This window comes from Streptomyces kunmingensis (assembly GCF_039533535.1).
GTDB classification, from domain to species: domain Bacteria; phylum Actinomycetota; class Actinomycetes; order Streptomycetales; family Streptomycetaceae; genus Streptomyces; species Streptomyces kunmingensis.
The window spans coordinates 416,033-440,508 of sequence record NZ_BAAATS010000030.1 but is presented as its reverse complement, the minus strand read 5'-3'; the positions used below and the strand labels follow the sequence as shown (position 1 = coordinate 440,508).

The 24,476-nt window shown below is 69.0% G+C and carries 21 protein-coding genes and 1 pseudogene; 14 read left to right on the top strand and 8 right to left on the bottom strand.

What is annotated here, in order from left to right:
* Positions 1-154 precede the first annotated feature (154 nt).
* Complete coding sequence (locus ABD366_RS35305) at positions 155-3,271, top strand: DUF3427 domain-containing protein (RefSeq protein ID WP_324770113.1); 3,117 nt, start codon at positions 155-157, stop codon at positions 3,269-3,271.
* A gap of 190 nt (positions 3,272-3,461) precedes the next feature.
* On the opposite strand, the gene ABD366_RS35300 is transcribed toward ABD366_RS35305, so the two are convergent.
* From ABD366_RS35300 to ABD366_RS35290, 3 genes are all read right to left on the bottom strand, one after another.
* Positions 3,462-4,055, bottom strand: coding sequence for a Uma2 family endonuclease (locus ABD366_RS35300; protein WP_324770114.1), 594 nt, complete (start codon positions 4,053-4,055; stop codon positions 3,462-3,464).
* Positions 4,056-4,093: 38 nt separating this feature from the next.
* Positions 4,094-5,134, bottom strand: coding sequence for an SEC-C domain-containing protein (locus tag ABD366_RS35295; protein WP_324770115.1), 1,041 nt, complete (start codon positions 5,132-5,134; stop codon positions 4,094-4,096).
* A gap of 107 nt (positions 5,135-5,241) precedes the next feature.
* On the bottom strand, positions 5,242-5,694 hold the full coding sequence (locus tag ABD366_RS35290) for a DUF3592 domain-containing protein (RefSeq protein ID WP_324770117.1): 453 nt from the start codon (positions 5,692-5,694) through the stop codon (positions 5,242-5,244).
* 104 nt (positions 5,695-5,798) lie between these two features.
* Here ABD366_RS35290 and ABD366_RS35285 point away from each other — a divergent pair, with 104 nt between their 5' ends.
* The 7 genes and pseudogenes from ABD366_RS35285 (at position 5,799) to ABD366_RS35255 (ending at position 10,990) form a co-directional block, all read left to right on the top strand.
* Positions 5,799-6,656 (top strand): class E sortase, encoded by an 858-nt coding sequence (locus ABD366_RS35285; RefSeq protein ID WP_411293734.1) that lies wholly within the window; start codon positions 5,799-5,801, stop codon positions 6,654-6,656.
* An 11-nt stretch (positions 6,657-6,667) separates the two neighbouring features.
* Positions 6,668-6,898 carry a DUF3311 domain-containing protein gene (locus tag ABD366_RS35280; protein ID WP_324770118.1) on the top strand — a complete coding sequence of 77 codons (231 nt, stop codon included), beginning with the start codon at positions 6,668-6,670 and terminating at the stop codon, positions 6,896-6,898.
* The gene (locus tag ABD366_RS35275; protein WP_324770119.1) at positions 6,895-8,388 is read left to right on the top strand and encodes a sodium:solute symporter family protein; all 1,494 of its coding nucleotides are present in this window, start codon (positions 6,895-6,897) and stop codon (positions 8,386-8,388) included. Before ABD366_RS35280 ends, ABD366_RS35275 begins: the two co-directional genes overlap by 4 nt.
* Before the next feature lie 158 nt (positions 8,389-8,546).
* Positions 8,547-8,633: pseudogene (locus tag ABD366_RS35270) on the top strand (winged helix-turn-helix transcriptional regulator); the annotation flags it as partial.
* 85 nt (positions 8,634-8,718) lie between these two features.
* The gene (locus ABD366_RS35265; RefSeq protein WP_324770121.1) at positions 8,719-9,036 is read left to right on the top strand and encodes a DUF6412 domain-containing protein; all 318 of its coding nucleotides are present in this window, start codon (positions 8,719-8,721) and stop codon (positions 9,034-9,036) included.
* Positions 9,037-9,183: 147 nt separating this feature from the next.
* Positions 9,184-9,966, top strand: coding sequence for a YidC/Oxa1 family membrane protein insertase (locus ABD366_RS35260; RefSeq protein WP_324770122.1), 783 nt, complete (start codon positions 9,184-9,186; stop codon positions 9,964-9,966).
* Positions 9,967-10,132: 166 nt separating this feature from the next.
* Entirely contained in the window at positions 10,133-10,990 is an 858-nt protein-coding gene (locus tag ABD366_RS35255) for a fumarylacetoacetate hydrolase family protein (protein WP_324770123.1), read from the top strand.
* A 144-nt stretch (positions 10,991-11,134) separates the two neighbouring features.
* Here the strand turns inward: ABD366_RS35255 and ABD366_RS35250 are convergent, their stop codons facing one another.
* Positions 11,135-11,623 carry a heme-degrading domain-containing protein gene (locus ABD366_RS35250; RefSeq protein WP_324770124.1) on the bottom strand — a complete coding sequence of 163 codons (489 nt, stop codon included), beginning with the start codon at positions 11,621-11,623 and terminating at the stop codon, positions 11,135-11,137.
* The gene (locus ABD366_RS35245) at positions 11,620-12,702 is read right to left on the bottom strand and encodes a Gfo/Idh/MocA family oxidoreductase (RefSeq protein WP_324770126.1); all 1,083 of its coding nucleotides are present in this window, start codon (positions 12,700-12,702) and stop codon (positions 11,620-11,622) included. The genes ABD366_RS35250 and ABD366_RS35245 overlap by 4 nt, the downstream gene beginning before the upstream one ends.
* Before the next feature lie 52 nt (positions 12,703-12,754).
* Between ABD366_RS35245 and ABD366_RS35240 the strand changes: the two genes are divergently transcribed.
* The 6 genes from ABD366_RS35240 (at position 12,755) to ABD366_RS35215 (ending at position 19,228) form a co-directional block, all read left to right on the top strand.
* Complete coding sequence (locus tag ABD366_RS35240) at positions 12,755-13,903, top strand: ROK family transcriptional regulator (RefSeq protein WP_411293737.1); 1,149 nt, start codon at positions 12,755-12,757, stop codon at positions 13,901-13,903.
* A gap of 399 nt (positions 13,904-14,302) precedes the next feature.
* The gene (locus tag ABD366_RS35235) at positions 14,303-15,097 is read left to right on the top strand and encodes a hypothetical protein (protein ID WP_324770128.1); all 795 of its coding nucleotides are present in this window, start codon (positions 14,303-14,305) and stop codon (positions 15,095-15,097) included.
* Positions 15,098-15,296: 199 nt separating this feature from the next.
* Positions 15,297-16,160: an HAD-IIA family hydrolase gene (locus ABD366_RS35230; protein WP_425577005.1), complete on the top strand. Its 864-nt coding sequence runs from the start codon at positions 15,297-15,299 to the stop codon at positions 16,158-16,160.
* A 92-nt stretch (positions 16,161-16,252) separates the two neighbouring features.
* Complete coding sequence (locus ABD366_RS35225) at positions 16,253-16,822, top strand: hypothetical protein (RefSeq protein ID WP_324770130.1); 570 nt, start codon at positions 16,253-16,255, stop codon at positions 16,820-16,822.
* A gap of 11 nt (positions 16,823-16,833) precedes the next feature.
* A complete protein-coding gene (locus ABD366_RS35220; protein ID WP_324770131.1) occupies positions 16,834-17,514 on the top strand; it encodes a class F sortase in 681 nt (226 codons plus the stop codon).
* 706 nt (positions 17,515-18,220) lie between these two features.
* Complete coding sequence (locus ABD366_RS35215; RefSeq protein WP_324770132.1) at positions 18,221-19,228, top strand: glycoside hydrolase family 6 protein; 1,008 nt, start codon at positions 18,221-18,223, stop codon at positions 19,226-19,228.
* A 78-nt stretch (positions 19,229-19,306) separates the two neighbouring features.
* Here the strand turns inward: ABD366_RS35215 and glxA are convergent, their stop codons facing one another.
* The 3 genes from glxA to ABD366_RS35200 form a co-directional block, all read right to left on the bottom strand.
* The gene (gene glxA, locus ABD366_RS35210) at positions 19,307-21,244 is read right to left on the bottom strand and encodes a radical copper oxidase GlxA (protein ID WP_324770133.1); all 1,938 of its coding nucleotides are present in this window, start codon (positions 21,242-21,244) and stop codon (positions 19,307-19,309) included.
* Positions 21,241-23,190 (bottom strand): glycosyltransferase family 2 protein, encoded by a 1,950-nt coding sequence (locus tag ABD366_RS35205; protein ID WP_324770135.1) that lies wholly within the window; start codon positions 23,188-23,190, stop codon positions 21,241-21,243. Before ABD366_RS35205 ends, glxA begins: the two co-directional genes overlap by 4 nt.
* 365 nt (positions 23,191-23,555) lie before the next feature.
* Positions 23,556-24,251, bottom strand: coding sequence for a FadR/GntR family transcriptional regulator (locus ABD366_RS35200; protein WP_324770136.1), 696 nt, complete (start codon positions 24,249-24,251; stop codon positions 23,556-23,558).
* Positions 24,252-24,476: the final 225 nt, after the last annotated feature.

The window sequence follows — 24,476 nt, the reverse complement described above, 5'->3', positions numbered from 1 at the left end:
CGGAAGCCTGCTGGGGCCGCCCGTTGGCCATGCGACGTGTGACTGTCCATTAGGTGCCATCCATATATGGGCAGTTGTCGCATGTGGTGTCAGTGGCCGCCTTTACAGTGCACCTATGCCTAGACGACTTGCCTCCGGCCTCTACGAGCACATCGTGACCAATGAACTCGATCGAAGTACGGTCGAGGCAGCAACTGAGGGCCGGGTGCAGCGCGAACCGCTGGACCCGGAAGACGCCCCTGAAATCTTGGGCCGCTATGTCGGGGAGCTGGTCCGTCGAACGCTGCGGGCGCACGCTAAGCAGAGGGGGCCCGATGGGGCTGCTCAGAGGTTGGCGGACCAGGTCGAAGCGGTCAATAGGATCGTTGAGGAGCTGGGGCGCCTCTTGCCGGAGCAGGCAGGAGATGAGGCTGCAGTTGCTCAGACGAAGGACTTGCTCCTGGCTGTCGCAGACCGAGCGCCCTTGCCTGGCGAGAAGGCATTCCCTGAGCGACCGCATGTCCCGCTGGCGACCAGTGCACTCTTTGCCAATCGCTCACGAGAGAGCGTTGGACATGCGCTTCAGCGGGAGTTGGAATCTGCCGACCGCGTCGATCTGATCTGCGCCTTCATAAAATGGTCGGGTCTGAGGCTCTTGTTGGGGAGGCTTAGTGACGTCCGCCGTCGGAACAAGCGTCTGCGCGTTATTACGACGACGTACATGGGGGCAACAGATCAGCGGGCCGTTGACGCCCTGGCTGAACTCGGCGCTGAGGTGCGGATCTCGTACGAGACGCAAGCGACGCGGCTGCATGCCAAAGCGTGGCACTTTCATCGTGAGAGCGGTACTTCAACCGCCTATGTGGGCTCGTCCAACATGTCGAAGGCCGCGCTCGTCGACGGACTGGAGTGGAACGTTCGCCTTTCGCAACTAGAGTCCCCAACCCTCGTCACGTCGATCACGGATACGTTCGAAGAGTATTGGCAGGATCCAGCATTCGAGCCGTACGACCCAAGAAGCGACCGAGACCGCAATCGGCTCGCTGATGCGCTGAGCACCGAACGTAGCGGTCCGACTCAGCTTCCCATCGAGCTTGCCTCGTTCGACATCCAGCCTCACCCACATCAGCGGGAGGTCCTGGACGAACTGCAGGCACAGCGGGAGCTTCACGAGCACCATCGCAACCTCGTCGTCATGGCGACCGGTACTGGAAAGACCGTGGTCTCCGCCCTCGATTATCGGGCACTGCGAAGGGCAGGGAAGGTTGAGAGTCTGCTGTTCGTTGCGCATCGAGATTCGATCCTCAAGCAGAGCCGATCTGTCTTCCGACACGTGTTGAAGGACGGGGCCTTTGGGGAGTTGTACGTCGGGGGCGAACGTCCTAGCGAGTGGCGTCACGTATTTGCTTCGATCCAGTCCCTCACCAGTTCTGGTTATGAGCGACTGCACCCGGAACACTTCGACATGGTGATCGTCGACGAATTCCACCACTCAGGGGCCCGCACATATGCGGAGCTTCTCGCGCACATTGCTCCGAAGGAACTGCTTGGTCTCACAGCCACCCCGGAGCGCACCGACGAGTACGACATCACGCGGTGGTTTGAAGGCCGTACTGCAGTCGATCTCCGATTGTGGGAAGCCATCGAGCGCGGCCTGCTGGTGCCCTTCCACTATTTTGGCATCAACGATGAGACTGACCTCAGGAGCTTGCGCTTCAGTCGCCGGACCGGTTACCAGACGCGTGAACTTGAGCAGCTGTACACCGGGGACGATGCCCGAGTACGCATCATTCTGAACGAGATTCACGAGAAGGTCCTTGCCCCCCGGGAGATGCGAGCACTCGGGTTCTGCGTGTCTGTCGCCCATGCCCGCTATATGGCAGACAGGTTCACCAAGGCTGACCTGCCGTCCTGCGCGCTGACCAGTGAGTCAAGTCCGCAGGAGCGTGAGCAGGCGGTGACGGACCTCAAACAGGGGCGCATCAAGGTGCTGTTCACTGTGGACCTGTTCAACGAAGGCGTTGACATCCCTTGTGTGGACACGCTCCTGTTCTTGCGTCCCACAGAGAGCGCCACGGTCTTCCTACAGCAGCTCGGCCGTGGTTTGCGCCATGCGGAAAACAAGACCAGTTTGACTGTCCTGGACTTCATCGGGGCCCAGCATACGGATTTCCGCTTCGAACCCTCAATGCGTGCTCTGACAGGAGCTAGCCACCGCCAGGTGGCTCGGGAGGTTGAACAGAGGTTTCCTACGCTCCCCAGCGGCTGCGCTGTCCAACTGGACCGCGTGGCAGAGGAGTACGTGCTTGACAACCTTCGGCGCACGCTGAAGCCGCGTTGGATGCAGTCTGTCGCCGAGCTGAGGAAGCTGGGCGATGTGTCACTGGGTGCGTTCCTTACGAGCACGGGTGCCGAGGTCGAGGACGTGTATCGACCCACACGAGGTACGTGGAGCGAACTCAGGGAGGACGCAGGCCTGCCCGTACCTTCGCCCGGTCCGGCCGATACAGAACTCTCTAAGGCGCTCCGTCGCTCCCTGCACATAGACGATCCCGAACGCTTGGCCTACCTCGGCATACTGTCTAGGGCTGAGAGCCTGAGCGGGCTCGATGCGGACGTGAGTGACTGGCCCGCGGAGCGCTTGCGACGGATTGCAGCTATGGCAAACAGTGTCCTGTGGGGCAACGCTCTACGGGCCAGTCCTGCTGAGGCTGCATTGGAAAGAATGCTGATAGAGCACCGGCGCAGGTCGGAGCTGCAGCAACTTGTACCTGAACTCCGTGGGCGCCTGCAGCGGGTCACCCGTCCCCTCGAACCCGGTGGGAACAACCCTCTACACGTCCACGCCCACTACACCAGGGCAGAGGCGGAAGCGGCGTTCGGTGGCGAGTACAAGGGGCAGCCCACGGGGGTGAAGTGGTTCGAGGACGAGCAGGCTGACGTGTTCTTTATCGACCTGGTCAAGTCCGAGAAGCACTTCTCCGAGACGACCAGGTACGAGGACCGGGTGATCAGTCCGCGGCGTTTCCAATGGGAAACCCAGAGCCGCACATCTGAACGTTCTGACACCGGTGTTCGCTATATGAAGCACCAGGAGCGCGGTAGCAGCCTGCACTTGTTCGTCCGTGAGACGAAGAAGGCTGACGGTCTGCTTGGCGCACCCTCGTATGTCTACGTGGGCCCGGCCACTTACCTGACTCATGAAAATGACCGCCCGATGCGGCTCACTCTGGAACTTGAGCACACGCTTCCGGTGGACCTCTACCGTCGTTGGTCACAGCTCTCCGGGTAGCCAATGCTGCGTATGGCGCGCCGTCGCCGCAATGATGAGACCTGGCGCCCGAACCCGTTTCGGTGCCAGGCCCATTCCATCGGCGGCGAGCTGATCGTGTTCTCCGACCGGCGTTCCGGCAGCTCGGCCAACTGCGCCTTGGACAGGCCGCGCTCGCGGCTCCGGTGACGGACGAGGACCGCAGTGTCCGTCACCGGGACGCGTCTTTGTCGTAGCGCGGCAAGGTGGCCGTGTCGATCTTCCAGCCTTGCACGGTCACGGTGTCGCCGAACTCGTAGTGCCGCTGATTGTCGTAGGCCGGTGCCCCAGTTCGTGTGGTGGGTGCCCAGTAATGGACGGCCGTTCCGTCGCGCGGGTCCACGATCAGATAGTGCGGGATGCCCATCGCGGGATAGTCGCGGAGCTTGCCTTCGTAGTCGTTCGCCGGGGCGAAGAGGGAGACGACTTCGATGAGTAGGTGGCAGTCCTTCGGGGGCATGGCGTCGGCGGCTGTCGGCTCGAAGTCTGCGTTGACTACGGCCATGTCCGGTACTCGCAGGACACCGAGTTCAGGGTCTTCCAGGTCGGTTGCGACGTAGAGGGCGAGGCTCGGCGCGAGCTGTGGCTCCAACTGCGTGCGCAGGCGGTGCGCGACTCGCTGATGTCGGGCCTTCGGGCTCGTCATCACGAGGATCTGGCCTTGGCTGATCTCGGACCAGTGCGCCGCCTCCGGCTCGCCGCCGATGCCTTCGCGAAAGGTGTCGCGGAATTCGCGAAGGCGGCGGTAGGTCGTCTCCTCGGTCATCCCGTCACCGGACGCGAGGAGTTTGTGACGCGGCTAGTTCAGGCCGTGCGGCCATGGCACTCCCCGTACAAGTTCCCCGACCCACACCAGCACCCAGCATCCTGCTCCGGCGGCCAAGCCACCGCCCGCCCCCGCGCAGCCAGCGTCGTCGCGTACTGCGGGAGCAGCGACGCGTCCTCGGGGGACGAGGCCTCTGAGGCGGCGAAGGCCTCGTAGGAGGGGACCGTGCCCGTGACGATGCCGAGGTTGCCCGTGCCGGAGGCGGAGAGTTCGCGTAGCGAGGACTCTGTTGACGCCAAGTGGGCCTCGTACGACGGGTATTCGGTGCTCAGAGCCGGATAGGCGGTGAGGAGTTCCGTGTACTCGCCGGCCGGCCAGTGCAGGACCGCCACCGGGAACGGGCGGGACAGGGCCTCCCGGAAGGAGCCGAGTTCCGCGTGGAGGCGGTCGATCTCGGCGCGGAGTTCCGCCGGGTTGTTGGAGCCGAGGGCCCACAGGCGCTTCGGGTCGTGGAGCTCGTCGAGGGAGACCGAGGTGCGGTTGACGCGGTCGGCCAGGGCGTCCCACGCGTCGTGGTCCGCGCCGAGGAGACGGCGGACGCGGTGGCGGCCGAGGACGAGGGGGTGCTTGGCGTACACGAGGTCGGCCGAGTCGCGCTCCGAGGGAGGGACGAGGAGTTCCAGGGCCTCCGTGAACGTCTCGTGCGCCGGTTCCAGCTCGTCGTGCGCTTCGAGGGACTCGGCGATGATCACCCAGGGCGCCGGGTCACGCGGGGCCGCCGCCCGCAGGCCCGCGATGATCGCCTGGGCCTCGGCCTCGTGGCCGTACTCCCAGAGGTTCGCGGCCTTGAGCGCGCGGATCAGGGCGGGGTCGTGTACGTCCGCCGAGGCCAGCAGGGCGTCGTAGTGGGCCGTGGCGCGTTCGCGGGCGTCGGCCAGTTCGTAGTGGGCCGCGGCCTGGAGGAGCAGCGCTTCCGCGTCCTCGGGATACATGGCCGCAGTGCGTTCCAGGCGCTCGGCTTCCGCTACGTGGTCGGCGTGCTCGTTCTCGGCGGGCGTGGCAGGCGTGTCGGGGCGCATGGAGGACACGGTACTGCCGGACGGCCCGGCTGGGACCGCCCCCGTCGGACGGCACCGATCGGGTGCGAGCGTGTCGGCCTCCGCCGGCGGCGCGGGACGCTCCCGGGTCAGTAGCGCCAGCTCACGTACTCCCTGAGGTGGTTCAGGACGTACGCGAGCCGCCAGATCACGACGATCAGCGTGCCGGCCCACAGCGTGATGCCGACGCACACGCCGGTGACGGCCTGCCGGTGGCGCGCGTCGGAGTCGAGAGCGGCCAGTTCCGGGTGGGCCGGATCGAAGCGGACGCGGACCCGCGCGCCCTCCGGAAGGGCGCGCGCCGGGGCGTCGTCGGGCAGGGCGCGTTCGTGCGCGGTGCCGTCGGGGGCCGTCCAGGAGACGACGGGGTGGAGGGTCGCGTACGTGGCCTCGCGGGAGGCGACGTGACCGGTGACCGTCGCCTCGATCACGTTGCCGGTGGTGCGGCGGAGGATCTCCGTGACCAGTTGGACCGCGTACGTGGCTGTCACGGCCAGACCGGCGAGGAACGGGATCAGGGCCAGCAGCCAGGCAGGACTCATGAGCCGCAGCGTAACCATGTGCTGCGGCCCACCATCCCGTCCCGCAGACCGGCAGTTGCGTTGTCGCACTGGTCAGTTGAAGCCACCCGATCTATCTTGCGCGCGTGCTGCAGTTACTGCGTAGCGGGAGTCGGCCTCAGGTCGTGGTGCAGGGGCGGCGGCCCCGTCGGCCGCCGCTGCGGCGCGTGCTCTGGGGTGGTGCGGAGGTCGCCGTCACGCTGGGGGTCGTGCTGCTCCTGCTCGTCGTGCATCAGCTGTGGTGGACGAACCGGCAGGCCAGGGCCGGAGCCGAGCGGAAGGTGCACGCGCTGGAGCGGGAGTGGGAAGGGGGAGGGGGAGGGGGAGGGGGAGATGAAGGGGGGCGGGGCGCTGCGGACGCGTCGCCGGGTGACGACGGGGCCGTTCCGGACGATGATCCGGCCGTCGGCGATGACACTCCCTCCGGCTCCTCGACCTCCTCCGGTTCCTCCAGGGCCTCCGGCGGACGCGGTGGCGCCGCGCAACCCCGCTGGGACCAGGCCTACGCCATCCTCGACGTCCCCCGCCTCGGTCTGCGCGCGCCCGTCGCCCAGGGGATCAGCAAGGCGAAGGTTCTCAATCGGGGATACGTCGGTCACTACCCGGGCACCGCGCAGCCGGGCCGCGCCGGGAACTTCGCGCTTGCTGGGCACCGCAACACCCACGGCGAGCCGTTCCGGTACATCAACCGGCTGCGGCGCGGCGACACGCTCACCGTGCGGACCGAGGAGGCCACGTACACGTACGTCGTCGACAAGAAGGTCGCCCAGACCTCGGCGGGGGACGGCGGTGTCATCGGGGCGGTGCCGAGGAGCCGGGTCGTGCCGTCCGCCGGGTACAGCGAACCCGGGTACTACATCACCCTCACCACCTGTACCCCGGAGTTCACGTCCAAGTACCGGCTCGTGGTGTGGGGGAAGCTCAGCCGGATGACGCCCCGCTAGGCTCGACGCCCGTGATCAACCGACCGCGTCCGTGGGCTCGACGGCCCCATCTGCTCTGGCTCCTCGCGCCCTTCGTCCTCTACATCGGCGCGCTTCCGTTCGTGAACCGCGTCGAACCCGTGGTGCTCGGGCTGCCGTTCCTGTTCGTGTGGCTGCTGGCCGCGACGCTGCTCACGCCCGTCGCCGTATGGCTGACGTGGCGCGGGGACCGCAAGCTGCGCGAGAGGCGGCAGGAGTCATGAGCGACGGAGCTGTGGCCAGCACCCTCTTCGGTGCGTTCATGGTCGTGACGCTGGTTCTCGGGCTGCTCGCCGTACGCGGCAAGGGCAAGGGCGGCGGGCTCGCCGAGTGGTCGGTGGGCGGGCGCTCGCTCGGGGCGGTGTTCATCTGGGTGCTGATGGCGGGCGAGGGGTACACCAGCTTCAGTTATCTGGGTGCTGCTGGTTGGGGGTACAACTTCGGCGCTCCCGTCCTCTACGTCGTCGCCTACATGTCCTGCGGATACGCCGTCGGCTACGTCGTCGGACCGATGCTCTGGGCGTACGCGCGGCAGCACGGACTCGTCAGCATCACGGACATGGTCGCCCACCGGTTCGGGAAACCGTGGCTGGGCGCCGCCGTCGCGGTCCTCGTCACCGCGTTCCTGCTGCCGTACATCCAGTTGCAGATCACGGGGATGGGCGTGGTCGTGTCGACGATCTCCTACGGCGCGATCAGCCTCAACTGGGCTTATTTCATCGGCTTCGCCGTCACCACCGTCTTCGTCGTGGTGAGCGGGCTGCGCGGGAGCGCGTGGGTGTCGGTGCTGAAGGACGTGCTCGTCATCGTCACGCTCGCGTTCCTGGCGATCTACGTGCCCCTGCACTACTTCGGCGGTTACGGGGACTTCCTCGGGCGGCTCGTCGAGGAGAAGAGCGCCTGGCTGACGCTGCCGGGCAGTGGCGGAAGCCCGTACGGGACCGGGTGGTTCGCCACGACGACCTTCCTGAACGCGCTCACCGTCGTCATCTTCCCGACCACCGTCGCCGGGTATCTCGGGGCCCGCAACGCCGACGCGCTGCGGCGCAACGCGATGTGGCTGCCCGCCTACAACATCCTGCTGTTCGTACCGATGCTGCTCGGCATGGCCGCGCTGTTCGTCGTGCCGGGGCTGACGGGGGCCGAGTCGAACCTCGCGCTCCTCAAGCTCGTCGTCGACTCGTTGCCGGCCTGGGCGGTGGGGATCATCGGGGTCGCGGCGGCCTTGTCGTCGATCGTGCCGATGGCGGTGTTCATGCTGGTCATCGGCACGATGTGGGGGAGCAGTGTGTTCTCCCTAGTGCCTCGGTGGCGGGGCTCGTCGCAGGCACTGAAGGCGTGGTCGCAGGTCGTGGTCGTCGTCGCCGGGTCGGTCGCGCTCCTGCTGACGTATGCCGCGCCCAACACCCTCGTGCGGCTCTCTCTGATCTCTTACGAGGGCATGGCGCAGCTCGTACCGATGCTGCTGGTGGGGCTGTTGTGGCGGCGGTTGAGTCTGGTGGGGGCGTTGAGCGGGCTCGCGGTCGGGGTGGCTGTCGTGTGCGGGCTGGTGTTCAGCGGGCGGGATCCGGTGTTCGGCGTCAATGCGGGGGTCGTTGCACTGGGCTGCAATGTGGTGGTGGCGCTCGGGGTGACATTTGCCTGGCCGGCGGATCGGGATGGGCGGGCGGATGAGGACGTTTTGGCCGGGGATTCTGTGGGGGTGGGTGGGTAGAGGGTGGGTTCGTTTGTGGGTGCGGCGGGGTTGGTGTGTTTGCGCAGTTCCCCGCGCCCCTGGGGGTGTGTCGGGTGCTGTCGGTTTTTGGGTGCGGCGGGGTTCGGGTTTTGCGCAGTTCCCCGCGCCCCTGAACCTGAGCGTCTGCCAGGTTCTGGCTCGACCCGGACCCCGCCGATCCGGTCAGCCGGGCGCTGCTCGGACCCCGGCGCATGCTTCAGCCCGTGGTCACCGAGCCTGTATAACTGGCAGGACGCATACACGTACAGCACAGGCATCGGCAGCACGCGAGACACCGCCGGGCCCGCCACGACGAAAGGAGAAAGCCGCATGTTCCGCACGAGCACCTGGTCCACGACCCTGCGCCCGGCCGTCCTGCTGCTTCTCCTGATCGTCCAGACCGTCCTGGTCGACACCGGCAGCCTCGCCGGAGCCGTCGCGCTCGCCGCGACCGCCGCCGCGGGCTCCGCCCTCGCCGCCTGCGCCGTGCTCGCCGCACGCTGCGCGCCGGCCGTGCCGCGTCACCGCGTACGCACAGCCATGCGCGACCGTGCGCAGCGCACCGCGTTCCTGCCGCAACGCGATCCCGATGCCTCGGGACGCACCAGGCCCCGAGCGCCGGGCCGTCTCGCCCCGACGGCCTGCTGACACCGACACCGGCTCTCTCCGTACCAGCTGTACCAGCTGTACTAGCTGCACCAGCTGCACCAGCTGTACTAGCTGCACCGGGTCCGCAGTCCGTCACGCCGAAACCCCTTGCGTTTCCGGCCGACGAGACCCCCGGAGGGCTCACCCATGTCGTCGTTCATGTCCGTTTTCGCCAGCCTGGTCGAGCATTTCGCCAGCATGCTCGAGCCGCTGTTCCACGCCTCGGCCACGGCCGCGGCGATCATCCTGTTCACCGCGTTCGTACGCCTTCTCGTCCACCCCTTGTCACGCGCCGGAGCCCGCGGCCAGCGCGACCGGCTCAAGTTGCAGCCGCGCATCGCCGAGTTGCGCAAGCAGCACAGGAAGAACCCTGAGGCGCTACAGAAGGCGATCATGGACCTGCACCGCGAGGAGAAGGTCTCCCCGCTGTCGGGCTGCCTGCCCATGCTGTTCCAGATGCCGGCGTTCTTCCTGCTCTACCACCTGTTCTCCAGCGGCAGCATCGGCGGCACCCCCAACGCCCTGCTCGGCCACACCCTCGGCGCCGCCTCCCTGAGCGGCAACTTCAAGGACGCCCTCGCGCACGGCGGGCTGTTCGGGGCGCAGGGGCTGGTGTACGTGGCGCTGTTCGCGCTCGTCGCGGCCGTCGCCACCTTCAACTACCGGCGCACCAAGCGGCAGATGGCCCTGTCGGCGGCCGCGGCACCGGCGCCCGCCGCCGACCAGCCGCAGATGCCGGGCATGGGTGCCATGACGACGATGAGCAAGTACATGCCGTTGATGTCCTTCATGACGCTCTTCTCGGTGGCGTTCGTGCCGCTCGCCGCCGCGCTGTACGTCGTCACGTCCACGACGTGGAGCGCGATCGAGCGCGCCGTCCTGTACCGGGACATGCCGTACGGGGCGGGAGCCGCGATGCCCGCGATCTGATCCGGGGCGGGGCGCGGGCCCGGAGGGTGCGGGCCGGGCGGCCGGGTCCACTCCGTGAACGGGGTATTGCGGAGTGGACGCCGAACTTGGAGGATCGACCAGACCTCCGATGGCTGCAGGCCGCACCGGGCCATGGAGGCTCCTCCTAGAACAGAGGGAGTTACCCATGAAGCTGCTGCGAGTCGGTCCGGCCGGAGCCGAGCGCCCCGCGCTCCTCGACGCCGACGGCACCCTGCGCGACCTGTCGGGCCTGGTGCCGGACATCGACGGGGCGCTGCTCGCGGACGACGACGCGCTCGACCGGGTCCGTACCGCCGCTGCCGCCGGCGACCTGCCCGCCCTTGACGCCGCGGGGCTGCGTGTCGGCCCGCCGGTGGCCCGTATCGGCAAGGTCGTGTGCATCGGGTTGAACTACCACGACCACGCCGCCGAGACCGGGGCCGAGCCGCCCGCCGAGCCCGTCGTCTTCTTCAAGGCGGCGGACACGGTCGTCGGGCCGCACGACACGGTGCTGGTGCCGCGCGGCTCCGTCAAGACCGACTGGGAGGTGGAGCTGGCCGTGGTCATCGGACGTACGGCCCGCTACGTCGACTCCCAGGAGGCGGCACTCGCGTGTGTCGCCGGGTACGCGGTCGCGCACGACGTGTCGGAACGCGAGTTCCAGATCGAGCGGGGCGGCACCTGGGACAAGGGCAAGAACTGCGAGACGTTCAACCCGCTCGGGCCGTGGCTGGTGACCGCGGACGAGGTGGCGGACCCGCAGGCGCTCGGCCTGAAGCTGTGGGTCAACGGGGAGCTCAAGCAGGACGGCACCACCGCCGAGCAGATCTTCCCGGTGGCCGAAGTGGTGCGCTACGTAAGCCAGTTCATGACCCTGTACCCGGGCGATGTGATCAACACGGGTACGCCTGCCGGGGTGGCGATGGGGCAGCCCGAGCCCAAGCCGTATCTGCGGGCCGGGGATGTGGTGGAGCTGGAGATCGAGGGGCTGGGGCGGCAGCGGCAGGAGCTGAAGCCTGCGTAGGGCTCCGCCGGGGGACTGGTTACGCCTTCACGCCGTTGCCGGTCGGTGTTTCTCGGGCGGAGTGCGCGCCGTCGTGGCTGGTCGCGCAGTTCCCCGCGCCCCTGGGGGTTGCGCACTTCGTGCCGCAACCCCCAGGGGCGTCGGTCAGCTGCCCGCCGTGAACCGTTCCAGCGCTTCGATCACCAGCGCGTGGTCCTCGATCTGGGGGAGGCCGGAGACGACCACCGTGCCCACTACTCCCGCGCCCCGTACGGAGATCGGGAAGGCGCCGCCGTGGGCCGCGTACGTGTCCGGGTCGAGGCGTGAGGAGTCCTCGAACGTCGTGCCCTTGGCGCGGAAGCGGCTGCCGACCAGGTACGAGGAGGCCTGGTAGCGCTCGACGACGCGGCGCTTGCGGGCGATCCACGCGTCGTTGTCCGGGGTGGAGCCCGGGAGCGCCGCGTGGAACAGCTGCTGGCCGCCGCGCGTGATGTCGATCGCGACCGGTGCCTGCCGTTCCCGGGCCAGTGCGACGAGGAGCGAACCGAGGTCCCACGCGTCGTCGTACGTGAACGTGGAGAGGGCCAGGCGGCGCTCCTGCTCCTCCAGCGTCGCGATGTCGGGGGCGGCGGCCTGCTGTCCGGCGGCGCTCACAGGGTCACCGTCACACCGTCGCGGGCGGAGCGGCGCGCCGCTTCCAGTACGTCGAGGGCGTCGGCGGCCTGCGTGGCGGGCACCGGGTTCGGGCCGCCTTCGCGCAGGGCCGCGGCCACAGCGGCGTAGTACGCGGGGTAGTCGCCGTCGAGGGTGGGCTGCGGGCGGCCGCCGCCGGTCAGCGGGGACTCGCCGGATCCGACGCGGCCCCACAGCGATTCGGACTCCACGCCCCACGGCGTGCCCGGCGCCGGGCGCTTGCCGTCGCGCAGCGCCGCCTCCTGCGGGTCGAGGCCGTACTTGACGTAGCCCGCCTGCGAGCCGAGGACGCGGAAGCGCGGGCCGAGCTGGGCCGTCGTAGCGGAGACGTAGAGGTGGGAGCGGACGCCGTTCGCGTGGGTGAGCGCGATGAACGTGTCGTCGTCGGCCTCGGCGCCCGCGCGGCGCACGTCCGACTCCGCGTACACGGAGACGACCGGGCCGAACAGGACCAGGGCCTGGTCGACGACGTGGCTGCCGAGGTCGTAGAGGAGACCGCCGATCTCCTGCGGGTCGCCGGACTCGCGCCAGCCGCCCTTGGGCTGCGGACGCCAGCGCTCGAAGCGGGACTCGAAGCGGTAGACGTCGCCCAGCTCGCCGCCCTTGAGAAGGGATTCGAGGGTGAGGAAGTCGTTGTCCCAGCGGCGGTTCTGGAAGACGGAGAGGAGCAGGCCGCGCTCGTCGGCCAGCGCCGCGAGCTCGCGGGCCTCGGCCGCGGTGCCCGCCACCGGCTTGTCGACGACGACCGGCAGGCCCGCCTTCAGAGCGGCCGTCGCGATCGATACGTGCGTCTTGTTCGGGGAGGCGATGACGATCAGGTCGAGGTCGTCGGCCCGCTCCCACAGCTCGTCCGGGGACGCCGCGAAACGCAGACCGTCGCCGTGCTCGGCGCGGGCCTGGGCCTGCCGCTCCGGGTTCGACGTGACGACCGTGTCGAGGACGAGGCCCTCGGTCGCGGCGATCAGCGGGGCATGGAAGACGGAGCCCGCCAGGCCGTAGCCGACGAGGCCCACCTTGAGCGGGGAGCTGTTACCAGTCATGCTCCCACTTAAGCAACGGTGTTGCCAAAGTGCAAGCGCGGGGGACAATAGGCTGGTGAACACCGATGCACGGCCCACCGCGGGCGCCAACCTGACCGCCCTGCGCGGGCACAACGCGGCCCTCGTCCTCGACCTGCTGCGCACGGCCGGGGAGAGCGGGATCAGCCGCCTCGAACTCGCCGAGCGCACCGGTCTCACCCCGCAGGCCGTCAGCAAGATCACGGCCCGGCTGCGGGGCGAAGGGCTCGTCGTCGAGGCGGGACGGCGGGCCTCCACCGGCGGCAAACCACGCACCGTGCTGCGCCTGGTCGCCGGCGCCGGGCACGCGGTCGGCCTGCACCTGGACCGCGACGAACTGCGGGCCGTCCTCACCGACCTGGCCGGCACCGTGGTCGCCGCCCGGCGCTCCCCGCTCGACCTGGGCGCGGGCGCCGACGCGGTACTCACCGCCACCGCCCGCGAGGTGGACACGCTGCTCGACGACGGCACGGGCGGCCGTTCCGCGCTCGGCGTCGGCGTGGCCGTGCCCGGACCGCTCGACCACACCGACGGGGTGCTGCACCGGGTCACCGGGTTCCCGCAGTGGGACGGATTCCCGCTGCGCGACGCGCTCGCCGAACGGCTGGGGCTCCCCGTCGTCGTCGACAAGGACACGAACGCCGCCGCGCTGGGCCTCGCCCTCGACACCGACGGCGAGCGCTCCTTCGCCTACCTCCATCTCGGCACCGGGCTCGGCGCGGGACTCGTCCTCGGCGGCGCGCTGTATCGCGGGGCGCGCACCGGAGCCGGTGAATTCGGCCACCAGGTCATCCAGTTGGACGGCCCGCGGTGCGACTGCGGCAGCCGCGGATGCATCGAGGCGCTGTGCCTCGCCGCTGTCGCCGACGGCGGCGAGAGCGGCCTCGACGAGGCGGCGCGGGTGCTCGGCGAAGGGGCCGGAAATCTGGTGAGCCTCCTCGACATCGACGCCGTGCTGCTCGGCGGGCGGGCCGTCTCCGCCGCCGAGGAGCGGTTCGTACGAGGAGTCGCCGGGGTCCTCGAAGCGCGGGCGCGACGCGGGGGCGGCGGGCCCGCGATACCGGTACGGGCCGCTCCCGGCGGGGCCACCCTCGTCGTCGAAGGCGCCGCACAACTGATTCTGGCCCCGCTGTTCGGGCGCGGGAACGCGGCGTATCCCTCGGCGGGGGCGGCGGGAAGCTAGGGGAGGGCGCGTCTCCTGCTGAGCCGCCGGCGGACCCGGCCGGGAACGCGCGCACATTCTGCTGAGCCGCCGGCGTACCCGGCCGGGAACGAGATCGATCAGGATCAACCGGGATCAATCGGTATCGGGACAGAAGTGGCCTGATCGTGGGGACTTCGACGGCCATGGGGCGGTACGGGGCCGTGTCGCGGCGGCCGGGCGGCGGGTGCGTGGCAGATTCCTGGGCCACGGCCGTCGTGCCCGCGGGTCCGCGAGGGTCGTCCGACCCAGCGACCAGCAAGGCTCCCCACCAGCAAGGCTCCCCACCAGCAAGGTTCTCCACCAGCAAGGTTCTCCACCAGCAAGGCCCTTCACCAGCAAAGGCTCTTCATGCGACTGTGCCGCACGATCGCCCTCGGTATGACCGCCACCGCCGCCACCCTTGTTCTCTCAGGTCCTGCAACGGCGACAGCGGCGGGGGAGGGCCGGCACTCGACGGGCGGGGCCGCCCGGGCCTGCGCGGCCGCGTCGGACCGCGGCGAGTTCCCCATCACCAGCCGGATCCACGAAGGGCCGGCCGCCTACTACCCGGGCGACGAACACCGGTACTGGTCGCTCGACCTCACCAACACGACCGACGCCGCCTGCACCCCCCTCCACCCCGTCCTCGTCCTGGTCGACCAGCGGCGCACACTGCGGTCCGCGCAGGTCGGGCTGGAGTTCTTCGACGGGGAGCGCTGGCGGCCGGTGCGGTTCGAGAAGACCGGCCAGGGCGACCACGTAGGCGTCTTCGACGACGGGTTCCGGGGGTTCTCGGCAGGCCCCGGCAAGACGGTCACCGTACGGGTCCGGCTCGCGTTCACCCCGGACACGCTCTCCGACCACGTCGTCGCCAGCGCCGCACTCGTCCAGCGGCAGGGGGACGACGGCAACTGGGTGGGGGAGTCCGAGGACTACCCGTTCGACATCGTCGCGGACGGCACCGCCCCCGACGACGGAACCGGCACCGGCACAGGGACCGGCGACGGCTACGGCTACGGCTACGGCTACGGCTACGACGACGGTGACGGCCGGGGCACGACCTCCGCCGATGAACTGGCCGCGACGGGCCCGAGCGACACACTGCTCGGCCTGGCCGTCGCCGCCGCCGCGTTCCTCCTCGGCGGCGGCATCCTCATGGCGGGCGCCCGCCACCTCCGCGCGGGGCGCCGCTGACGGGAGGGACGCCGCCGACGAACCCTGCGGTCGCTCCTCCAACACAACAAGGCGACGGCAAACGCCTGTTGACGAAGTTCGCCGCACGGGCGCCGACCAGGTGGCCACGGGTGCCGACCAGGTCGACGGCTCCGGCAACGCGGCCAGGACGTTCCGATCAGGCCGGGCGGGTCAAGATCAGCCGATCCTGACTAGGCTGATGGGCGTCGGCACAGAGTCGTCCCGGCGCCCCTCCAGGTCACTGGAACCACAGCTGTCGCAGCGAACCGCAGGAGTGCACCCCATGGCAGAGCGCAAGCCCATCGATTCGTGGCTCACCGACATGGACGGGGTGCTCATCCACGAAGGAGTGCCGATCCCCGGCGCCGACGCCTTCATCAAGCGGCTCCGCGACTCCGGCAAGCCGTTCCTGGTGCTGACCAACAACTCCATCTACACCGCCCGCGACCTCCAGGCCCGCCTCACCCGCATGGGCCTGGAGGTCCCGGTCGGCAACATCTGGACGTCCGCCCTGGCCACCGCCAAGTTCCTGGAGTCGCAGCGGCCCGGCGGCACCGCGTACGTCATCGGCGAGGCGGGCCTGACCACGGCCCTGCACGACATCGGGTACGTCCTCACCGACCACGAGCCCGACTACGTGGTGCTCGGCGAGACCCGCACCTACTCCTTCGAGTCCATGACCAAGGCCGTCCGCCTCATCAACGGCGGAGCCCGCTTCATCTGCACCAACCCGGACGAGACCGGCCCCTCCACCGAGGGCCCGCTGCCCGCCACGGGCGCCGTCGCGGCGCTGATCACCAAGGCGACGGGCAAGCAGCCCTACTTCGCGGGCAAGCCGAACCCGCTGATGATGCGCACCGGGCTGAACGCCATCGGGGCGCACTCCGAGACCAGCGCCATGATCGGCGACCGGATGGACACCGACGTGCTGGCGGGCCTCGAAGCGGGTATGCAGACGTTCCTCGTCCGGACCGGGCTGACCAGCGACGCCGACATCGCGAAGTACCCGTTCACGCCGTCGCACGTCGTCGACTCCATCGCGGACCTCGTCGACCTGGTCTGACCCGGGCGGACCCGGCCCGACCCGCGCCCGGACGCTCTCAGGATGCGGAAAGCGGCCGGACGCGTGAACCTGCCAGTATCAGGAGGTTCACGATGCGTGCTGGTCCGCTTGCTCTGAGTGCCGCCTCGGCGGCCGTCGTCCTGGTGGCCGCTCCGGTCGCCACCGCGCAGGCCGCCGACCACGGCGGATCCGTCTCGGTCAGCCCGTACTCCGCGGCGGCGGGCACCGAGGTCGATCTGCGGGTGAGCGGCTGCGACGGCCGGGCGGGCCGCGCCCACTCCGACGCCTTCGTCTCGCCCGGCGTCCTCGCGCCCTCCGCGGACCGGCCCACGCTGTTCGCGGAGGCCCGCGTGAAATCGTCCGCCACCCCGGGCGACTACGAGGTCGAAGTGGCCTGCGACGGCGTCGACGCCAAGGTCAGGGGCACCGTCCAGGTCCTCGCGCACAGCGCCTCACCCTCCCCGGCCCCGACTCCGACGGCGCTCGTGCACGCCGGAGGCGGCGGCGCCGCGGCCCACCTCGCCGCCCCGCACTCCTCCCCGCGGGCGGACGTCACCGAGGGGCCCGGCACCCGGCACGCCGTCATCGGCCTGGTGCTCACCGCCGTCGCCGCGGTCGCCGTGGCCTTCCGCAGTGTCCGGCGCCGCCGGTCCTCGCGGTAGCGGGGTGTGTCATGAGTGACCGCTCGCACGGTCTGGGACGTCTGATCACCGGTTTCGCCTGGGCGGTGCTGCTGCTCGGCCTGTGGCTGTGGGGCCGCGGCATCACCGATCTGAACCTGTCGTCGCCGACCACCGGCGACGCGGCCGCCGTCGGCCGTCCCTTCGCCGTCCGACTGCCCGGCGCCCACCCGCCCGTCCAGGCGGCGAAACCGCAGCGCATCGACATCGCCGCACTGCACATCCAGGCCCCCGTCGTGGCCCGCGGCCTGGACGGCGGCGGCGCCATCGACCCGCCGCCCTACGAGCAGGCGGGCGTCGTCGGCTGGTACGGCAGCGGGGCCCGGCCCGGTGAGCGCGGCACGGCCCTGTTCGTCGGGCACGTCGACACCGAGAGCCGGCCCGCCGTCTTCTACCACCTCAGCGAGGCCACGTCCGGCGACAAGGTGCGCGTGGTGCGCGACGACGGCTCCGTCGCGGAGTTCACCGTCGACGACGTCCAGGTCTTCTCCCGCAAGACCTTCGACCCGGACAAGGTGTACGGGCAGCACCGCGCAGAGCGTGCCGAACTACGCCTGATCACCTGTGGCGGCACCTTCGACAGAACGTCGCGTACGTACACGGCGAACGTCGTCGTCTCCGCCTACCTGACCGGTGTGACGGGCGTGAACGAGGCGCCGAAGCACGCGCGTTGACATATGCGCCACCAACCCGGCCGGCGGCCCGCTCCCCCCGGAGCCGCCGACCGGGCCGGTCCTCGACCGCGCGCGCAGCGGATTGCGGGAGTAACCCGGCGTCGGCGCGGGAGGTTCGAGAAGTCCGTCCGGTCCTATGGAACCTGCGGGCCGAGGTCTGGGGCCACGGGACCGACTTTAGAACGGATGAGCCGTCCAGCCTAGAGGGCGTTTGACGCCAAGTGCGACTCCGGTAGCGCTGCGTGGTCATCGCAGGTGGTGGCCGGTCCCGTAGCGGATCCGTAAGGGCCGGGGCGTGACTGCCGGTGGGCCGCGTTCCGTTGGATCACGTCCGGTGCGGTGGGGCCCGGAGGGGGTCGTTCTCTGTGTGCGCACTGCCGTGACCTCGTGAAGGACGCGTTCCGCGTACACGGCCGGTGTCCGGCTTGCCCGTCCTTTGCCGGTTCGCTCCGCGCACGGCTGGCAAGTGCCCCTTGCAGCTGCCCCTTCTTCTCCCTGTACTGGGCGTGAGCATGCGGCCCCCGCCATCCCGCGCCGGCCACGCGACGGGAGTCTGTGCGATCGCCAATCCCCGCCGGGCGCCGGGCGGTTCGAGCCCTGGTGGGCCGCGCTGTAACAGGTCCTGGACAAGCGACGTCCGGCCTCGTGACCGGCGCGGGACGTATGTCACGATTGGAGGCCAGGCAGTGCACCCAAGGGGGAGTGGATGTACCGGAAACTGAGGGCCGGGGCAGTCGTCGTGGGGGCGGCGCTGCTCGTGTCCGCGTGTTCGGGAGGCGGGGACGGTGAGGACGGGGAGAACTCCTCGAACGCGCCGGTGAAGCAGCAGCCGAAGAGCGCCGACCCGTTCTGGGTCAACCCGGACAGCAAGGCCGCGCAGGCCGTCGCGGACCTGGAGAAGGACGGCAAGAAGGACGAGGCCGACGCGGTCCGCAGGATCGCCGGACAGCCCAGCGGCGAGTGGATCGTGCCGGAGAACGCGGAGAGCCAGGCACGCGGCTACACGGAGGCCGCGGAGAAGGCGGACCGGGACGCGCTGCTCGTCCTCTACAACATCCCGCACCGCGACTGCGGCCAGTACTCGGGCGGCGGCGCCGCCGACGGCGACGCGTACCGGGAGTGGATCGACCAGGTCGCGGCGGGCATCGGCGAGCGGCACGCGACGGTCATCCTGGAGCCCGACGCGGTCCAGCACATGGTGGACAACTGCACGCCGGAGGAGTTCCACGAGGAGCGCTACGACCTCCTCAACGGCGCGATCGGCACGCTCAAGGGCCTGAAGAACACCACGGTGTACCTGGACGCGGGCAACGCGGGCTGGGGCAAGCCCGACGAGATCTTCGAGGCGCTCCAGCGCTCCGGCATCGACCAGGCCGACGGCTTCTCGGTGAACGTGTCGAACTTCTACACCACCGACGAGTCCGTCCGGTACGGCAAGGAACTGTCGGCGAAGGTCGGCGGCAAACCGTTCGTCATCGACACGAGCCGGAACGGGAACGGGCCGTACACGGGCGGCTCCGCCGACGAGCGCTGGTGCAACCCGCCGGGGCGGGCACTGGGCGAGGCCCCGACGACCAAGACCGGCGACCCGTTGGTGAAGGCGTACCTGTGGGTCAAGAAGCCGGGTGAGTCGGACGGCACGTGCAAGGGCGGCCCCAAGGCCGGCGAATGGTGGGGCGAGTACGCGACGAAGCTCGCCGAGGCCGGTAACTAGGCAACTGGGCAACTGGGCAGCCGTTCGAGAACAGGGGCGCGGGAGTGGACTGGCCAACTCCCGCGCCCCTGGCCGCTGTTACGGCACGTGCACCCACTGTGCCTGGCTCGGCGTGCCCTCGTCGTCCGTCACGAACAGCATGTACCAGCCCGATTCGACCAGCGACCGGTTCTTCGGCACGGTCACCGTGACGGAGTCGGCCGACTTCTTCAGGTCGAGGGCGATCGACGTCTGGTCGACGTCGGTGACGTGCGTGGACGCACTGGGCCTGATCAGCCGGGCCGTCGTGATCGCCGACGCGTGGTCCGTCTTGTACGTCGCCGACGCGCCCCGCCGGATCGTCTTCTCGCCGCCCTCCAGGGTCGGGCGGGAATTGCGGTACAGATACGGCGGCGTGTAGATCTCCAGGCGCTGCTCGAACTCGCCGGGCTTGGTGTTCGCCTTGTCCGAGTAGAGCGAGTCCGAGCCGAAGAACAGCACGCGCCCGTCGGGGAGAAGCAGCGAACCGGAGTGGTAGTTGCGGCCCACCAGCGGGTCGGCGACGCGCTTGAACGAGTTGGTCTTCGTGTCGTAGAGCCGGGCCTGGCGGATGTTGGAGTCGCCGCGCCCGCGGTAGTCCTCGGAGCCGCCGGAGACGAGCACCGAGTCGTCGGGCAGGACCGAGGCCTGCGGGTAGCGCGTGCCCTTCTCCAGCTCGGGGCCGTCCACGAACTCCGGGCTCTGGGCCTGGAGGTCGACGATGCGCGTCTTCTTGCTGGACAGCTTGGACTCGCCGACACCGCCGCCGCCGATCACCATGTACTTCTGGTTCTGCGCGGGCGGCAGTTCGACGGTGTTGGCCGTCTCCAGCATGTCGGCGTCGGAGAGCCCCGGGATCTTCTGGAACTTGTTGGTCCTCAGGTCCCAGATGCCGGGCTTGCGGCCGACGTTGTCCGGGCCGTAGCCCGCGTTGGCGCCCGAGTAGAAGATCTTGCCGTTCTCCATCTGGAACAGCGCCGGGTACGTCGGGAACTGGCGGACGTCCTTGAGGTACGTCCACTTCTTCGTCTTCGGGTCGTACACCTCGTTCTTGCCGGGCACGAGCTGCCCGATCTCGTCGAGGCCGGAGACGGAGAGGACCTTGCCGTCCGAGAGCGTGGTCAGCGTGGGGTACCAGCGCGCCTCGTTCATCGGGTCGACCTTGATGTACTTCTCGGCGATCGGATCGAACTCGAAGGAGTCCTTGATCCCCTGGAAGTCCTTCTTGTCGAGGGCGAGTTTCTGCGCGATGCCGTACACGTTGCGGGCGTCGGAGCCGGTCAGGCCCTGCACCCGGTAGTTGTCCTGGGTGCCGGTCTCGTACTTGGCGCCGGACTTCTGCGCCTCTACGTAGACGCGGCCGATGCCCGGGTCGTTGCGCAGGAACCTGCCGGTCGCCGGGTCGAAGACCTTCTTGGCGCGCTCGACCGTGATGTTGATGTCGGAGACGAACGTCTTGCCGTTCTCCTTGCCGGTGAACCTCGTGCCGGCCTTGATGGTCTTGGGCGCGTCCGGGTCCTCGTTGTGGACGATCATCAGGCCGCCGGCCTTGGTGACGTCGCCCTTGAGCTTCTCGTACTTCTTGGTGCCGCCGGCGATCAGCAGGTTCCCGTTCGCCAGCTGCGTGTGTCCCGTGCAGAACAGGTCGGCGGGCGTCGGAATCGTCTTGATCGTCTTCTTGACCGGGTCGTACAGACGTGTGTCGAACTTCTTCGCGTCGAAGTTCTTCTGGTTGTTCCCGGACCCGGCCACCAGCAGGATCTTCCCGGTACGGAGCAGCGCCGCGTGGATCGTGTTGAGGCGCATGTCCTCGGGGAAGTCGATGACGTCCCACTTGCCGTTGTCGGCCTTGTACTCGGGTCTGTTGATCTTGTAGTCGTGGTACTTGGCCGACCCGAAGCGGTACAGCCAGGGTCCGTTCATCCCGGCCAGCGCCAGTACCACCACCGTGCCGATGGCTATGCGTCGGGCACGGCGGCGGCTCGCACCGTCTTTCACTTGTTACGTCCCCCCAGGGAGATCTGCATGGTCTGTTCGTTGTCCCCGGCGGCCCGGTCCGAGGCCCAGGTGGGCTTCGGCTGCGGCACGCTGTGCGGCGGCCCGGCCTGCTGAGGCGGCTGCGGCGTCCCGGGGGCGTCCGCGGCGGGCGGCTTCGGCTTCTTCTTCTCCTGGCGCAGCATGTACCGCCAGGCGAACATCGGCAGCGCGGTGATCAGCAGCGCGAAGCACGCCCAGGTGATCATCGCCGGGTGGGAGTGGCCGAAGTAGAAGCCGGCGCCGATCGATCCGGCGAAGATCAGGATGAAGTACCAGTGGTAGCGGAACGTGCCGAACCAGCGGTCGGGGCTGGCCGAGTCGCCCTTGGGCGTGACCACGAACTTGCTCTTGCGGCGCAGCAGCGAGTCGATCAGCGCCTTCGCGTACAGCGGCGCGGACAGCGCGGACATGACCATACCGGCGACGCCGCCGGAGCCCTCGGGCTCGTGCGGCGACACGTTGTGCCGGCGGTTCCAGATGTAGAGGCCGATCTGCAGCGCCGACGCGTTGCCGTAGAGCATCAGCCAGATGGTCGGGTCGATGTTCACACCCGAGGCGCCCAGACCCAGGAACAGCGCACAACTCATCGCCGCCAGGATCCAGTTCATCGCGGCCATCGGGTAGAAGATGATCATCATGGTGTAGTTGAAGAGCTTGCTCGGCGGGAGCGTGAAGAAGCCCTTCCAGTACTGCTTGAGGATCGTCTCGTACGTGCCGCGCGACCAGCGCATCTGCTGCGTGAAGAAGTCCGTCCAGGCGCTCGGGCCCTCACCGACGGCGAGCACGTCCGGCGTGTACACGGACCGCCACTTCTTGCCGGTGGCCGGGTTCTTGTGGCGGTGGATCTCGAACCCGGTAGCCATGTCCTCGGTGATCGAGTCGTAGAGACCGCCGATCTGCTTGAGCGCGCTGATGCGCACCGCGTTCGACGTGCCGACGAACATGGGGGCGCCGTAGCGGTTCCCGGCGCGCTGGATCAGCGCGTGGAAGAGGAACTGCTGGGACTCGGCGGCCTTGGTGACGAAGTTGTCGTAGTTGCCGTAGACCTGCGGGCCGATGACGAAGCCGACGTTCGGGTCGCGGAAGAAACCGAGCATCCGCTCCAGGTAGTTGGGCATCGGCACGTGGTCGGTGTCGACCGAGGCGAAGAAGTCGTAGTCGCTGCCGTGCGCGTCCAGCCAGGCGTTGTAGTTGCCGTGCTTGGTCTTGGCGCGGTGCGGGCCCTTCGGCTGATTCCACTTCGCGACGCCCTTGCGGGAGAAGTGGTGGACGCCGAGCCGCTCACAGACCGCCTTGACCTCGGGGTCGTCGCCCTCGTCGAGGAGCCAGATGTGCAGAAGGCCCCGGTGACGCAGCTTGACCGCCGCCTCCAGGGTCTTCGTGACCATCTCGATGGGTTCTTTGCCGGGCACGAACGAGGTCAGGAACGCGACTCTCGTGCCGGTCTCCGGCACCACGGGGACGGGGTCGCGGGCGACCAGCGTGGCGTGCGCGTTCGACAGGACGTTCATGCAGCGGAAGAACTCGATGAGGCCGATCGCCACCAGCATCACGATGTCGAGCGCCGGCAGGAAGTCGTACTTCACGTAGTCGCGCTCGGTCCAGTGCTCGGGCTGGAGCAGCCAGAACAGCAGGACGAGCGAGAGCAGCGGGGCGGCCCCCAGCATGAGGGCCGCGCGTATCCGGTGCGGTTCCTGCGAGAGCAGCGAGCGGTACTGGACCTCGTACGGCTTGTTCGGGTCGGGCTGCGTGAGGGGTCCGGCGAGCCGGCTGTAGTGCTCGTAGTCGTACCGCGGCAGCGACTTCTTTATGCGTCTGAAGCCGCCGGTGCGGTGCGGTGGCACACGCAGCTGGGTCGTCTCGGACGGATCGAAGTCTTGCCGGGCGCCCGTCGGCGTCGACGTCATGAGTCATCCCCCCGCACGCGAGTCACCGCGTGGTCGTCGGTCATCGTCCGGCGCCGGTCCCCCTAGACCATTCCCGGACGTATCAGTGGCAGGCCACCGTCCCACCCTCTCTAAGACTGGAACGACAGCCTTCCGGTTGCATGATGCCCCCCTCGGCATCGCTTCGTGAACAGGGCCCCCATCCCCGTCCCTCCGGCAACCGGATCGTGCCCTCTTCTACCGAAATGCGCTTTCGGTGCGGCTGTTGTGCCGGCTGCAACTGCCGTGCCCCGAAAGCCTCATTGGAGCCATAGCTCCAAGATAGGGTGCTGCGCCCCGCATCATGATCGCAAGGGCGATACGCAGTGAAACATGGCGTTTACCGGTCATGCTGTGGGGTTGCGATCAGTTGCGGTCAATCGGAGCCGGATGTTCCCGAAGTGATCACGTATGGCACGCTCCGCCCGGATCACCTCTCCGGACCGCACCGCGTCCAGGATCTCCCGGTGCTGACGGCACGTCACGCCCGGATCCTGCGGCACGTCCACGAGGTCGGTGCGCACCCGGTGGAACGCCTCCCAGAAGGCTTCCATCACCTCGACGAGCAAGGGGTTGCCGAGGCCCCGGTACAGCGTGGCGTGAAACGCGCGGTCCGTGGCGGCCGCGACCGTCCCGTCCGGGGACGCGGCCTCCTTCTCCATCTGCCCCACCAGGGCGTCGAGTTCGGCCAGGTCCGCATCGGGTACGCGGCCCGCGAGCCGCGCCACGAGCCCGGTCTCCACGGCCTCGCGCAGTTCCAGGAGTTGCAGGAGGCTGTCCTCGCCGCGGTAGTGCCCGGCGACGGTGCGGAAGGCGAGGCCCTCGGCCATCGGGGCCATCGACATCGGCCCCACATACGTCCCGAAGCCGTGCCGGATCTCTACGATGCCCATCGCCTGGAGCGCCTTGAGCGCTTCCCGGACGGAGTTCCGGCTGACGCCGAGGAGCTCCATCAACTCGGGCTCGGTGGGCAGCGAGGCCCCCGGGGGAAGCCGCCGGTCGACGATCAGCTTCTTGATCTGCTCCTGAAGGTCACGCGCCATGCGCTTACGTTAGCGGCCCGGCCGTGTCCGAGTGCCGACCCGCCTCGACCCCACAGGAATCTCAAAGGTGCCTCACAGGGAGGTCTCCGGCTCCGTCGAGGGGCCTCTCGCTGTTCGGGGGTGTGGGTGGCGGAGCCCCCACAACGCGTGGCGCAGCCGCGCAAAAACAACGGTGGCGGGATGGTTCGCGCTTTCCGCGAACACGTCCCGCCACCGACAACGTGC

Excerpts from the sequence above, each read along its gene's own strand:
- ABD366_RS35225 (WP_324770130.1), top strand. The coding sequence starts at position 16,253 with ATGCGTGCTGGTCCGCTTGCTCTGAGTGCCGCCTCGGCGGCCGTCGTC.
- ABD366_RS35205 (WP_324770135.1), bottom strand. The coding sequence starts at position 23,190 with ATGACGTCGACGCCGACGGGCGCCCGGCAAGACTTCGATCCGTCCGAG.
- ABD366_RS35300 (WP_324770114.1), bottom strand. The coding sequence starts at position 4,055 with ATGACCGAGGAGACGACCTACCGCCGCCTTCGCGAATTCCGCGACACC.
- ABD366_RS35260 (WP_324770122.1), top strand. The coding sequence starts at position 9,184 with ATGTCGTCGTTCATGTCCGTTTTCGCCAGCCTGGTCGAGCATTTCGCC.
- ABD366_RS35265 (WP_324770121.1), top strand. The coding sequence starts at position 8,719 with ATGTTCCGCACGAGCACCTGGTCCACGACCCTGCGCCCGGCCGTCCTG.
- ABD366_RS35230 (WP_425577005.1), top strand. The coding sequence starts at position 15,297 with ATGGGCGTCGGCACAGAGTCGTCCCGGCGCCCCTCCAGGTCACTGGAA.
- ABD366_RS35235 (WP_324770128.1), top strand. The coding sequence starts at position 14,303 with ATGACCGCCACCGCCGCCACCCTTGTTCTCTCAGGTCCTGCAACGGCG.
- ABD366_RS35295 (WP_324770115.1), bottom strand. The coding sequence starts at position 5,134 with ATGCGCCCCGACACGCCTGCCACGCCCGCCGAGAACGAGCACGCCGAC.
- ABD366_RS35245 (WP_324770126.1), bottom strand. The coding sequence starts at position 12,702 with ATGACTGGTAACAGCTCCCCGCTCAAGGTGGGCCTCGTCGGCTACGGC.
- ABD366_RS35255 (WP_324770123.1), top strand. The coding sequence starts at position 10,133 with ATGAAGCTGCTGCGAGTCGGTCCGGCCGGAGCCGAGCGCCCCGCGCTC.
- ABD366_RS35275 (WP_324770119.1), top strand. The coding sequence starts at position 6,895 with ATGAGCGACGGAGCTGTGGCCAGCACCCTCTTCGGTGCGTTCATGGTC.
- ABD366_RS35215 (WP_324770132.1), top strand. The coding sequence starts at position 18,221 with ATGTACCGGAAACTGAGGGCCGGGGCAGTCGTCGTGGGGGCGGCGCTG.
- ABD366_RS35220 (WP_324770131.1), top strand. The coding sequence starts at position 16,834 with ATGAGTGACCGCTCGCACGGTCTGGGACGTCTGATCACCGGTTTCGCC.
- ABD366_RS35200 (WP_324770136.1), bottom strand. The coding sequence starts at position 24,251 with ATGGCGCGTGACCTTCAGGAGCAGATCAAGAAGCTGATCGTCGACCGG.
- ABD366_RS35290 (WP_324770117.1), bottom strand. The coding sequence starts at position 5,694 with ATGAGTCCTGCCTGGCTGCTGGCCCTGATCCCGTTCCTCGCCGGTCTG.